At 69.0% G+C, this 12,167-nt stretch carries 13 protein-coding genes and 1 pseudogene; 4 read left to right on the top strand and 10 right to left on the bottom strand.

Annotated elements, in window-relative coordinates:
* Nucleotides 1–409: IS30 family transposase (locus ACYC1Z_RS11305; RefSeq protein WP_461409630.1), on the top strand; the 409-nt coding region annotated here is incomplete at its 5' end.
* Between the two features lie 87 nt (nt 410–496).
* Here ACYC1Z_RS11305 and ACYC1Z_RS11310 read toward each other — a convergent pair.
* The 9 genes from ACYC1Z_RS11310 to ACYC1Z_RS11350 are packed head-to-tail and all read right to left on the bottom strand — an operon-like array spanning nt 497 to nt 10,064.
* Complete coding sequence (locus ACYC1Z_RS11310; RefSeq protein WP_461409631.1) at nt 497–1,234, bottom strand: GntR family transcriptional regulator; 738 nt, start codon at nt 1,232–1,234, stop codon at nt 497–499.
* On the bottom strand, nt 1,227–1,988 hold the full coding sequence (locus ACYC1Z_RS11315; RefSeq protein ID WP_461409632.1) for an SDR family NAD(P)-dependent oxidoreductase: 762 nt from the start codon (nt 1,986–1,988) through the stop codon (nt 1,227–1,229). Before ACYC1Z_RS11315 ends, ACYC1Z_RS11310 begins: the two co-directional genes overlap by 8 nt.
* Nucleotides 1,985–3,190, bottom strand: a complete 1,206-nt coding sequence (locus ACYC1Z_RS11320) for a fumarylacetoacetate hydrolase family protein (protein ID WP_461409633.1) — start codon at nt 3,188–3,190, stop codon at nt 1,985–1,987. Before ACYC1Z_RS11320 ends, ACYC1Z_RS11315 begins: the two co-directional genes overlap by 4 nt.
* Nucleotides 3,187–4,683 carry an aldehyde dehydrogenase (NADP(+)) gene (locus ACYC1Z_RS11325; RefSeq protein WP_461409634.1) on the bottom strand — a complete coding sequence of 499 codons (1,497 nt, stop codon included), beginning with the start codon at nt 4,681–4,683 and terminating at the stop codon, nt 3,187–3,189. The genes ACYC1Z_RS11320 and ACYC1Z_RS11325 overlap by 4 nt, the downstream gene beginning before the upstream one ends.
* A complete protein-coding gene (locus ACYC1Z_RS11330; RefSeq protein ID WP_461409635.1) occupies nt 4,680–6,017 on the bottom strand; it encodes an enolase C-terminal domain-like protein in 1,338 nt (445 codons plus the stop codon). The genes ACYC1Z_RS11325 and ACYC1Z_RS11330 overlap by 4 nt, the downstream gene beginning before the upstream one ends.
* A gap of 21 nt (nt 6,018–6,038) precedes the next feature.
* Nucleotides 6,039–7,319, bottom strand: coding sequence for a TRAP transporter large permease (locus tag ACYC1Z_RS11335; RefSeq protein WP_461409636.1), 1,281 nt, complete (start codon nt 7,317–7,319; stop codon nt 6,039–6,041).
* Nucleotides 7,319–7,909, bottom strand: coding sequence for a TRAP transporter small permease (locus tag ACYC1Z_RS11340; protein ID WP_461409637.1), 591 nt, complete (start codon nt 7,907–7,909; stop codon nt 7,319–7,321). The genes ACYC1Z_RS11335 and ACYC1Z_RS11340 overlap by 1 nt, the downstream gene beginning before the upstream one ends.
* Nucleotides 7,906–8,955, bottom strand: coding sequence for a DctP family TRAP transporter solute-binding subunit (locus tag ACYC1Z_RS11345; protein ID WP_461409638.1), 1,050 nt, complete (start codon nt 8,953–8,955; stop codon nt 7,906–7,908). Before ACYC1Z_RS11345 ends, ACYC1Z_RS11340 begins: the two co-directional genes overlap by 4 nt.
* A gap of 41 nt (nt 8,956–8,996) precedes the next feature.
* Nucleotides 8,997–10,064, bottom strand: coding sequence for an Ldh family oxidoreductase (locus tag ACYC1Z_RS11350; protein ID WP_461409639.1), 1,068 nt, complete (start codon nt 10,062–10,064; stop codon nt 8,997–8,999).
* A gap of 160 nt (nt 10,065–10,224) precedes the next feature.
* Here ACYC1Z_RS11350 and ACYC1Z_RS11355 point away from each other — a divergent pair.
* The 3 genes and pseudogenes from ACYC1Z_RS11355 to ACYC1Z_RS11365 all read left to right on the top strand — a co-directional run.
* Nucleotides 10,225–10,555, top strand: a pseudogene (locus ACYC1Z_RS11355) (thiamine pyrophosphate-binding protein); the annotation flags it as partial.
* Between the two features lie 239 nt (nt 10,556–10,794).
* A complete protein-coding gene (locus ACYC1Z_RS11360) occupies nt 10,795–10,971 on the top strand; it encodes a hypothetical protein (protein ID WP_461409642.1) in 177 nt (58 codons plus the stop codon).
* Nucleotides 10,972–11,086: 115 nt separating this feature from the next.
* Nucleotides 11,087–11,947 (top strand): fumarylacetoacetate hydrolase family protein, encoded by an 861-nt coding sequence (locus ACYC1Z_RS11365; protein ID WP_461409640.1) that lies wholly within the window; start codon nt 11,087–11,089, stop codon nt 11,945–11,947.
* A 4-nt stretch (nt 11,948–11,951) separates the two neighbouring features.
* Here ACYC1Z_RS11365 and ACYC1Z_RS11370 read toward each other — a convergent pair.
* A partial coding sequence (locus ACYC1Z_RS11370; RefSeq protein WP_461409641.1) for a hypothetical protein occupies nt 11,952–12,167 on the bottom strand: 216 nt, incomplete at its 5' end.

Raw genomic sequence — 12,167 nt, forward strand, 5'->3', positions numbered from 1 at the left:
AGGCCTTCGGGTTCAAGAACCCCGAGGCTCTCATCGCCCTGGCCATGCTCTCCCTCGGCGGCTACTGCCCGCCCCTCCCCGGCCGCGCCAAGACGAAATGACCCACGGATCAGTCAGGAGAGCCTACTTCTGCGACCCGCACTCGCCCTGGCAGCGCGGAACGAACGAGAACAGCAATGGCTTGCTGCGGCAGTACTTCCCGAAGGGCACCGGCATCGGGCAGCACTCCGCCGCACGCCTCGCCGCCGTCCAAGACGAGCTGAGCAACCGACCGCGCAAGACCCTCTCCTGGGCATCCCGCCAGCCATCTTCAACGCGCTCCAGTCACCGAACGCATGAGCAACTGTTGCGTCGTTCCCTCGAATCCGCCGTCAAACTCCTCAAGTGCGCCAACAGATGGACCGACTAACCGCACCTGCCCGCGCGCGCTCTCAGCCTTCGAACGCCCAGTTCGTGCCATACCCCATTGTGAAAGATTGGCGCACGGCGCACGACATTAGTGAAGCCGGTGGGTCGTGGGTCCCCGGAGAGCGCTAGGCGGATCTTCGAATGCCTCGGCGAACCGGTAGAAGGCGCCGATCAGGTGCTCCCGCATCGCCGCCGCCGCCGCGGCCGGATCGGAGGCGTCGATCGCCGCCCAGATCTTCCGGTGCTCGGCAATCGTGATGCTGCCGTCGATGTCCGCGGCGTAGAGGCGGAAGGTGTGCAGGTGGCCGTGGGTTTGCTCGTAGGCCTCGCGGACCACCTCGTTGCCGAGCGCGGCGAGGACGTAGCCATGGAAGCGCGTGTCGTGCGCCACGAGCTCGCGCCGGATGTCCGTCTCGCCAGCGATCGCGTGTTCGAACCGGACGATCTCCTCCCCCATCACCCGCGCCGGATTGCCCAACCGGTTGGTGGCGATGGATTGCACCGCCCACACGTCGACGAGCAGCCGGAATTCGAAGAGGTCACGGAGCCGCTTCAGGTCTAGCAGCGCCGTGGTCCGGTACCCCTTCCCCGCCACCTTGACGATGAGGTTATCGCCCTCGAGTTGCCTGACGGCCTCCCGTACCGGGGTCTGTGAAACGTTGAGGTCGCGCGCGAGCGCGTCGATGTTCACCCGCTCCCCCGGCGCGATCTCGTTCGCCAGGATGCGCGCCCGGAGCGCGTCGTACACGTCCTCGGTCGTGCGCCGGGTCCGCGGGATGTCGTTGGGACCGCCCGGCGTCCCGGTTTCGCGCGGTGGTTCAGGCATCGTCGTGGGGGCGCAGCCGCAGACCCTGCATGCCGCCGTCGACCGCCAGCGAGGTGCCCGTCGTCGACCCGGCCATCGGCGACGCGAGGTAGACGATCGCCGCCGCCACCTCCTCGGGCCGCACCAGGCGCCCGTGCGGCTGCCGGGCCTCAAGCGCGTCCCGCTCCGCGGCGGGGTTGTCCGCCCGCTCCAGGAGGCGCCCGATCCAGGGGGTGTCGGCAGTGCCCGGGTTGACGCAGTTCACCCGGATGCCCTCGCGGATGTGGTCCGCTGCCATGCTCAGCGTCCGGGACAGGACGGCGCCCTTGGACGCCGCGTAGAGCACCCGGGCCGGCAGGCCCGCGGTCGCCGCGATCGAGCAGGTGTTCACGATCGCGGCGGACTGCGAGCGCCGTAGGTACGGCAGCGCCGCCCGGCTCACGCGCACCGCGCCGAGCAGGTTCACCTCGAGCACGCGGCGCCACTCGTCGTCGTCGTTGTCCTCCACCGTCCCCTGGGCACCCACACCGGCGTTGTTGACGACGACGTCGATGCCGCCGAGCTGGCGGACTGTCTCGCCGACGGCGCTGCGCACGGACGTGTCGTCCGCCACGTCGCACCGCAGCGGGAGGTGGTTCGCGCCGGCCCGCTCGGGGTTGAGGTCGAAGACGGCCACCCGCGCCCCGCGGCTCTCGAGGAGGTCCGCCGTGGCCGCGCCGATCCCCGATCCGCCGCCGGTCACAATCGCAACCAAGCCGTCGAATTCCTGATTCATGATGTCCTTCGCTCCCGTTCGCTTCCGTGGTTGTCTAAGGGCTGGACGGCGCCCCACGCGCCGACGTACTCCAGCAGGGCGCGGAGCCCGAACCGCCACGGGGGCAGCGTCTCCGTGGGCTGCACGACGTTCGACAGCGTGCCGAGGTGCGGGCTGGTGATCGAGACGCGGTCGCCGAACCTGTGTGTGAACCCCTGGCCAGGCACGTCCCTGTCCTGGGTCGGCGCGAAGAGCGTCCCGGTGTAGAGGACGAACCCATCAGGATACTGGTGGTGTCTCCCGGCCGCGGCCGAGATCAGACGCTCGAAGGACCGGCTAAGGCGACCCACGTGGTTCTCACCCTCGAGGAGGTATCCGTCCGCCCCCTCCACGCGGAGCCGGATGCGCTCGTCCCGGACGGTGTCGAGGGTGAACAACCCGTCGAAGAGCCGCACGAAGGGCCCCAACGCGCTGGAGGCGTTGTTGTCCTTCGCCATGCCCAGCAGCAGCGCGCTGCGGCCCTCGACGTCGCGCAGGTTCACATCGTTGCCGAGGGTGCAGCCCCGTACGCACCCGGCCGAGTCGACAACCAGTACGAGCTCAGGTTCGGGGTTGTTCCAGGCGGAGAACTCCGGGATCCCGATGTTCGCGCCGTACCCCACGGACGCGAGCACCGGCGCCTTGGTGAACACCTCTGGGTCGGGGCCCAGCCCGACCTCGAGGTACTGCGACCATAGACCCTGCGCGACGAGGACCTCCTTCATCCGCAGTGCCTGCTCGGAACCGGGCTCGATGTCGCCGACCGTGCTCCCGATGCTCGCCGAGACCGCAGACCGCACCTCGTCGGCCCGCGACGGATCGCCGGCGCACCGCTCCTCGATGACGCGCTCAACCATGCTGCCGGCGAACGTCACGCCGCACGCCTTGACGACCTGGAGGTCCACGGGGGCGAGCAGCCGTGCCCGGGACAGGTCGCCGTCGTCCGGCACGTCCAGCAGGTCCGCTAGCCCCCAGCGTCGGGTGCCCCGGCTATCTCGGACGCGGGCGACGACGTCCTCGTGCTCGAGCAACTCGGAGACGGTCGCCGCGACATCGAACAGGTCGTAGAGTTCGTCCCCGCGCACCATCACTGGCCGTGGACCCCCGCTCTCGGGGTCCCAGACCCGTCCGACGAGGACGGCCGTCCCGGGGTCCTCCGGCAGGATGTGTGCCGACTCGTTCATCGTTCTCCTCCGTCAGCTGTGCGTGGGGAGTCGACCCGCTCTTCGGCGACGTTCGTCCACCGGCCGTCCACTCTGCGCTGAATCCGCCAGGGGTTGGTCTCCTGTAACGCCGGGGACAACTGGGCGTCCGGGAACGACTGGTAGGCGACCGGCCGCATGAACCGGCGCACCGCCGCCGTGCCGACGGACGTCGTGCCCGGGGCTGTGGTCGCCGGAAAGGGGCCGCCGTGCTGCTGGGCGAAGCTGACCGTCACGCCCGTGGGCCAGTCGTTCCAGAGCACCCGGCCCGCGCGCTCCTCGAGGATGTGGACGAGTTCGTCGGGGGACTCCCCCGGCTGGCCGTGCACGGTCGCCGTTAGTTGACCGGTGAGGAGCTCGGCCAGGTCGGTCAGGTTCTCCTCCGAGCCGTATGTGACCACCACGCTCGCCGGTCCAAACATCTCCTCCGCCAATACCTCAGGGCGTCGACGCACCTCGTCGGCCGTGACCGCGAGCACTGTGGGCGCCGGGGCTGCCCCGGCTTCGCCGGGGACGACCTTCTCCGCGCCGCCGGAGCCGGCGACGTGCTCGAGGGCGTGCTGGTAGCCCTGCGCTAGCCCCTCGGTGAGCATCGGGAACCGCGCCGCGCCAGCGACGGCCTCCTCGAGCGTGCGTCGCGCCTCGGCGTCGAGCGCCGGCACGAAAAGCAGCCCGGGCTTGGTACAGAACTGCCCCATGCCGAGGGTGAAGGACGAGGCGAAGCCGGTGAGGATGTCATCGCGACGCTCCGCCCAGGCGCGCTCGGTCACGAAGGCGGGGTTGACGCTCCCCAACTCGCCGTAGAACGGGATCGGCTCCGGGCGCGCGCTCGCGCGCTGGAGGAGCAGGCGGCCGACCCGGGTGGAGCCGGTGAAGCCGACCGCCTTGATAAGCGGGTGGTCGACTAGCGCCTCGCCGGCGCTGCGGCCGGTGACGATCGCGAACAGGCCGGCGGGTGCCGAGGTCTGGGCCAGCGCGTCGACGACAATCGCGGCGGTGCGGCGCCCCAGCGCCTCGTGCGCCTCGTGGACCTTGTGGACGACGGCGCAGCCCGCGGCGAGCCCGGAGGCCGAGTCGCCCCCGAGCACGCTGAAGGCGAACGGGAAGTTCGACGCCCCGAAAACGCCGATCGCGCCGAGCGGGACGTTCATGCGGCGGATGTCGGGGCGCGGCCCCATGGCCCAGGAGGGGTCGGCATGGTCGACGGTCGCGTCGAGCACCTGCCCGGTGAGGACCTCCTCGGCCAGGAGGCGCAACTGGAAGGTGGTCCGGAGTAGTTCGCCATTGAGGCGCGGCACCGGCAGGTGCGTCTCCTCCGCCGCGAGGGCCACGAGTTCCTTGGCGTGGGCGTCGAGGGCGGCCGCGACCGCCGCGAGCCACCCGGCCCGTTCCACAGGCGTGACGCCGCGGCTCGTCGTATAGGCGCCGTGGGCCGCACGGACAATCTCATCGAGTTGTCTGGCAGTGGTGCTCACGGCCGACGACCCGCCGCGTCGGTCACCGCGGCGCGGTCCCCGACCTCAACCCAGCCGGCGCCGCCGGGATACTCCCAGCGGTCGAGGGAGTCCTCAAGCATCTGCGCACCAGTTCCGGGCCGGGCGGGGGCAACGTACCGCCCCGACTCCACGGCCGCAGGCTCCACGAAGTGCTCGTGTAGGTGGTCGACGAACTCGACCGCGCGATCTTCCTGCGAGCCGCTCACCGCGGCGTAGTCGAAGAATGAGAAGTGCTGGACGAGCTCGCACAGCCCGACCCCGCCGGCGTGTGGGCACACCGGGACGCCGAACTTCGCCGCGAGCAGGACGTTCGCGATGTTCTCGTTGATGCCGGCCACGCGGGTGGCGTCGATCTGCATCACGTCGATCGCCTCCGCCTGGAGCAGCTGTTTGAACACGATGCGGTTGGCCACGGCCTCACCGGTCGCCACCTTCACCGGCGCGACGCCGCGGCGGATCTCGGCGTGCCCGAGCACGTCGTCGGTGCTGGTGGGCTCCTCGATCCACCACGGGTCGTAGTCGGAGAGCTCGCGGACCCAGTCGATCGCCTCCTGGACCTCCCAACGCTGGTTGGCGTCGATGGCGATGCGAATGTCCTCACCCACCGCCTCACGGGCGAGCCGCATCCGGCGACGGTCGTCGTCGAGGTCACCACCCACCTTGAGCTTGATCATACCGAAGCCGGCCTCGACCGCCTCCTTGCTCAAACGCACAAGCTTCTCATCGCTGTATCCCAGCCATCCCGGGGTGGTCGTGTATGCGGGGTAACCGGCCCGACGGAGCTCATCGATGCGCTCGGCTTTCCCCCGCTCGGCCCGGCGCAGCAGTTCGAGCGCCTCCTCAGGAATCAGCGCGTTGCGGATATGGGTGAAGTCGACGGCTCTGACCAGCTCCTCGGGCGACATCTCACTGAGGAGGAGCCACAGCGGCTTGCCCTCCCGGCGGGCGCGCAGGTCCCAGAGGCTGTTGACAAGCGCACCGCAGGCCATGTGCGAGACGCCCTTCTCCGGCCCGAGCCAGCGCAACTGCGAGTCGTGGACCAGGAGCTTGGAGGCGGCACCCAGGTCCTGGAGCAGCTCGTCGGTATCACGCCCCAGAAGGAGCCGGCCATAGCTCTCCATCGCGGCGACGACGATCTCATTGCCGCGGCCGCAGGTGAAGACCATGCCGTGGCCGCTCTCGCCGTCGGAGGTGGTGACGGTGACGTAGGCGGCCGAGTAATCGGGGTCGACGTTCACCGCGTCCGAGCCGTCCAACTCCAGCGAAGTGGGGAAGCGGATGTCCCGGACAAGGACAGATTCAATACGTGACATCAGAGCACTCTCTCGATAGGTCTAGAGGAAGCCGAGCAGGCCCGGCAGCCAGATACTTAAGGCGGGGATGAAGGTGACGAGCAGCAGAACGCCGACCATCGGGACGAAGAAGGGCAGGACACCTTTGATCACGTCGGCCACAGGCATGTGGGTGACACCCGAGAGCACGAAGAGGACGAGCCCCACCGGCGGGGTCAACAGGCCAATAAGCAGGTTGAAGATGACGATGGTGGCGAAGTGCAGCGGGTGGATGCCGAACGTCTCGGCCACCGGGGCCAGCACCGGCACGATGATGAGGATGGCCGCCGTGGGTTCTAGCAAGGCCCCGACAACGAACAGGAAGATGTTCACAAGGATCAGAAACATCACCGGGTCGTTCGTCAGCCCGAGCATGAAGTCGGCCGCCACCTGCGGGGCACGCTCGCGGGCGAGCACCCAGCCGAACAGAGCAGCGGCCGCGACGATGAGCAGGACCGACCCTGCGGTCTCGATCGTCTGGAGGAGCACGTCGTAGACCTTGCGCCAACTGATCTCGCGGTAAGCGAGCGCCAGGATGAAGATGTAGAGGACACCGGCGGCCGACGCCTCCGTGGGCGTCGCGACGCCCCCGAGGATCCCGCCGAGGATGACGACGGCGGCGCCGACCGCGGGCAGGGCCGCGAGCGCAGCCTTGCCGCGTACCGACCATCCCATCTTGTACTCGCGCAGATGGTCCTTCTTGCGCGTCTGCCACCAGACCATCGCAGCGAGGGTCGTGACGAGCAGCAGGGCCGGCACGATGCCCACGACGAACAGCGCACCGACGGACAGGCCTGCCGTGACGGCGTAGATGATCGCGGGGATGCTCGGCGGGATCATCGGCGCGATCAGGGACGAGGCACCCGTGATGCCGACGCTGAAGGCTGCCGGGTACCCGCGCTTGATCATCTGGGGCACCTGGACCCGGCCCATCGTCGCAGCGTCTGCGATGGCGGCGCCGCTCATCCACGAGAAGCCGAAACTCGTCGCGATGTTGACGTACCCCAGGCTCCCGCGAATGTGCCCGAGGAACGCGAGCGCGGCGGCATACACCCGGTCGGTGATGCCCGACGCGTTCGCCAGGTTCCCCAGCAGGATGAACATGGGGACGGCCAGCATCGGGAAGCTGTTGACCCCGGAGAGCGTCTGTTGGACGCCGATGCCGAGGGATGCGGTCGGGTCCGTTACGACGTAGATGAGTGCGGGAACGAGAAGGCTGAAGGCGACCGGGACACGGAGGAAGAGTAGAACCAGGAGGCCGACGAGCATGAGGACCAGAGTCATCAGAAGGCCTCCTTCTCGATGTTCTCCATCGCGCGCGGGACTTCCTCCGGGTGGCGGAGGTTGACGAAGAGGTTGGTCATGCCGTGGAGGAAGATCAGGCCGAAGCCGACTACGGCGGCGCCGTAGACGACCGTCATCGGAAGTCTCGTCGCCGGGGCCAGCAAGTTAGCGGCAGACTGCGCGATCCCGACGCCGGCGATCGCCATGGACGCAGCCGCGACCACGACGACCAGCAGGGCGAACGTGTCGACGAAGACCGTGCCTTGTCGGCCCAGCCGCGCCACGAGTATGTCCACCGTGATGTGCAGCCGACGCGACATCACGTAGCCCGCGCTGAGGAACGTCAGCCACACGAGCAAGAACCTCGCCAACTCCTCCGTCCAGCTCAACGGGTTGGAGAAGACATACCTGGTGACGACCTGGAGCATGATCACGACGAACATCGCGACGAGGAGCCCCGTGGCCAGAGAGCGCTCGAGGTTGATCAGCGCCCGGTAGAACCGGCTCCGCCGTTCCAGGTAGTCCGCACTGTCGGCGTGGGCGGGCAGCGCCGGTTCGGGTCCTGCGGGCGTCGTAGGGTCAGCCGTCACTTCTTGCCCTGGATCTCGAGGTAGAGGTCGCCCCACGGCACCTGGCTGGGCAACTGCTCACGTACGCGCTCGGCGAATGCCTCGCGGTCGACGTCCTCGTTCACGATGACGGTGCCGTCCTCCTTCCACCGCTCGATCGTGTCGACCTCCTGCTCCTGGATGCACGCTCGGGTCGCGTCGGCGCCCGCCTGCATGGCTTCGTCAAACCGGGACCGCTCGTCATCGGAGAGCGAGTCGAGGACCCCATCGTGGGTCACGATGTTCACGGCCTGCACCATGTGCGCGGTGAGGTTGATGTACTTCTGCACCTCGAAGAACTTCGAGGACTCGATCGTGGGGACCGGGTTCTCCTGGGCGTCCAGGGTGCCCTGCTGCAGCGCGGTGTAGACCTCGTCGAGCGCCATCGGAGTGGCCGTGCCCCCCATGGCCCCGATGTTCACCAGGTACAGCGGCGCGTCGGGTGTGCGGATCTTGATGCCCTGGAGGTCCTCCGGGGTGCTGATCGGGACGTTCGATGTCACCTGCCGGGTGCCGTAGTACCAGGTCGACATGACCTTGATCCCCGACTCCTCGTAGAGCCGGTCATAGATCTTGGCGATCGCGTCGCTCTGCACGGTCTCGGCGAACTGATCGACGTCCTCGAAGAGGTATGCACCGTCGAGGACTGCGGCGTCCTCGTACCAGACGCCGATGAACGACGGGCCGGCCACAGCGATGTCGATAGCGCCCGCAGCGATCTGCTCGAGCAACTCGGCCTCGCTGCCGAGCTGTGCCGAGGGGTAGCTCTCGATGTTGATGCCACTGCCGGCCAGGGACTCCTGGATGGCGGTTACGCCGCAGGTCTCTACGGGGTGCTGGGCGTCGTAGACGTGCGCGAACCTGAAGATCGTGTCGTCGGCGCCCGCCGTCGCGCCGGGGCCGACGGTGTCTACGTTCTCGCCGCCCGCACAGGATGCCAGGACGGTGGCGAGGGCGAGGCCGATGCCGCCGGCAAGAGTCGTGCGGCGAATGCGGGTGGTGCGCGGGGATGTTAGACGAATGGCCATGACGGGTTCTCCTTTGAACGTCGCGGAACGGGGGGTGTGGATCACTCGGGGGCGGGCAGGGTGAGGGGGTCGGGCAGGTTGAGCCCGAGGGATCGGGCGAGCTCGTTGAGCAGGTCGACGGTAGTCGGGGCAAGGGGGACGCGGTCCTGGTGGCGGTCGGCGGAGGCACGCTCGACGTCGCCGGGGGCGAGGGCGGAGCCGCCGGGCGTCGCAGAACCACGGACCTTCTCCTGCAACCGTGCCACCCGGCGCTCGGTGTGCTCCCGCCCCGTGAAGACGTCGGCGTCGAGGGCGATGAGGAGGTGCCCAGTGTTCATCCGCGAGGCGCGGTTGACCCAAATGTCCTCGGTCTCGTAGGCGAAGGCTGCGTTGGTGAGGGATGCCGAGAACGCCTCCAGCAGGACCGACAGGCCGGATCCCTTGACACCGCCGAACGGCAGGAGCGCCCCGTCGAGCGCGGAGGCGGGGTCGACGGTGGGCCGGCCCTCGGAGTCGACGGCCCACCCGGCCGGGATCTCCCGGCCCTCGTTCCGGGCGGCAACGACCCTGCCGTACGCGCCGTTGCTGGTCGCCATGTCGAGGGTCAGCGGCGCGGGACCGGCGCTCGGGGCCGCCATGGTGAGCGGGTTCGTCCCGAGAACCTTCTCCGATCCGCCGAAGGGGGCGACGGTGGGGCCGGTGGTCGAGCTGAGAATGCCCACCATGCCCTCGGCCACGAGGCGGTCCGTCCAGTAGGCGCCCGCCCCGTAGTGGGTGCTGTTCTGGACGGAGACCGCGCCGATCCCGCACGTCCGGGCCAGCGACAGGACCCGGTCGACCGCCGCCGACATGGCCACCTGACCGAGCGCACCGTCCGCGTCGAGCACGGCGACGCCGGTTGAGCCAGCGGGCCAAGACATCGCGGGCACCGGGTTGATGCCGCCGGCGCGGATCGCGTCGACGTAGAGAGGCAGGCGCAGCAGGCCGTGGGAGTGGACGCCCCGGCGGTCCGCGGTCACGAGCGACTCGGCGGTTAGCCGGGCGTCCGTCTGCGGTACCTCGACCGCCACCAGGGCGGCGGCGGCGAAGTCGGTCAGAGTTTCTGGTGCGAAAGACTTCGCATCGGTCATGACACTCCTTCGTGTCCTATAGGGATCGGGTTGAGGGTATAGGACTCGAAGGAGGTTCGCAAGGCTCGACGCAAGGGACCTCGGACCCGGCCCGCTCGATCTGCGCCGCCCCGAGCCCGGGCAGGATCGACGTGACCGATCAGCACCACCCAAGGGGGCCGTGGCCCGCTCCGCCGCCGAGCTCCTCGTCAATCAGCTGGTCGTCCTCGGCGTGCTCCGGATATGCAGCATCCTCGGGACTCGCTAAACCTCAAGATCGACGCGGTCCGGCGCACCGCCGGTATCGACTCGGTCCACGTCCGCTACCAGGAGGCCGCCACCGTCGCCGCGCCGCCGAGGCGGAGGTCACCGGCCGGCTGACCGTGTGCGCGTACTCGTGCGGGCCGGGTAACCCCACCTCATCAACGGCCTCCACAACGCGAACCGCGCGGATCCAGGTGCTGGCGATCGCCTCGCAGATCCCGAGCACGCAGATCGGCACGACCCTCTTCTCCACCGGCAAGCAGGTCCCGCCCCCCAATTCGGCACGCCCTTACCGCCCCCGGCGACGCCGTGCTCACGCTGGCGGGCGTCGTCACGGACGAGGAAGTCCCCGACGGCGACGCCCAGATCCTCGTCCCGGGTGTCTGTCCCACCACCCGGGCCGCTCCCAAACTCGACGGTGTCGCCGCGCACGCCGACACCGTCAACGGCGCCAGCAAGGGCACGCCCTCCGTAGTCGCGGGCGCCAGTGTCACCGCGAGAGGTCCTCGAACTGGCCGACATCCCCGCCGCGCCAGCGGGCCACTCGCTGTGTGGGAAGGAGATCATCCACTACGAGAACCTCGTCGACGTCGGCATGTCGGGCCTGCTCAGCCACGGCGTCCGTCTGGGCGCGAGGACAAAGCCGACCTCCTGGTCCTTCTAGGGACCAGCTCCCCGTGCGACTCCATTCTGCCCGCGGACGTGCCGACCGCTAGGGTCGCTTCGATACTTCGGATGTTCGCTCATCCGACAGGGTGTAATGACGAAGAGGGGCGCACATGCGACTGGCAAGGCTCGGAGCGGCGGGAGAAGAGGTGCCCGTCCTGCTCGACAGGGACCGGGTGCTCGACCTGCGATCGATCACGACCGACATCGACGGCGCGTTCCTGGAGCGTGGCATCGAGCAGGCGCGCGCTGCGGCAGCCGAAGGCAGACTGCCCGAAATCGACCCAACCGGCATGCGCGTCGGCGCCCCCATCGCGCGCCCCGGCGCAGTGATCTGCATCGGCATGAACTACGCGGCGCACGCGATGGAGTCGGGCAGCGAGCCCCCCACCCAGCCCGTTATCTTCCTCAAGCACCCGAACACCGTTGTCGGCCCGCACGACGATGTGCCGCTCGCACCACATGCGGAGAAGATGGACTGGGAGGTCGAGCTCGCGATCGTCATCGGGCGCACCGCCTGGAACCTCACGTCGCGGGAGGAGGCACTCGCGTGCATCGCCGGCGCCACCGTTGCCGACGACCTCTCCGAGCGTGCCTGGCAGCTCGAGGTCTCCGGCGGCCAGTGGTCGAAAGGCAAGTGCGCGCCTGGCTCCACACCCATCGGACCGGAACTCGTGACCGTGGATATGCTCGCCCTGGGTGCTCTGCACCTCACGAGCCGGGTGAACGGCGAGCCGCGCCAGGACTCCTCAACCGCCGACCTCATCTTCGACGTCGCGACGATCGTCCAGGATCTCAGTCGCTACATGCGCCTCGACCCGGGTGATCTCGTGCTCACCGGCACCCCGGAGGGAGTCGCTCTCTCGGGGCGTTTCCCGTACCTAACGGACGGCGACGTCGTGGAGGTGGAGATCGAAGGCCTCGGCGTGCAGCGCCACCGCATGGTCGCAGAGGTCGCAGAGGTCGCAGTGTGAGTTATCAGCCGGCGAAGGCAGGCCGCAGCGCGGCCCAGCGCTCGGCCCGGCAGTAGACCGGGATGACGTCGCGCGGGACCTGGCGCTCGACCGTCTGGCTGCCGTCGTGCCGGTCACCGGTCCACACGTCGACCCACTGACCGGCAGGCAGGAACGTGCTCCAGGTCGCGACGGCCGGTTGCGTAACCGGGTGGACGAGCAGGTCGTCACCCAGCAGGAA

Source organism: Georgenia sp. (assembly GCF_054605595.1).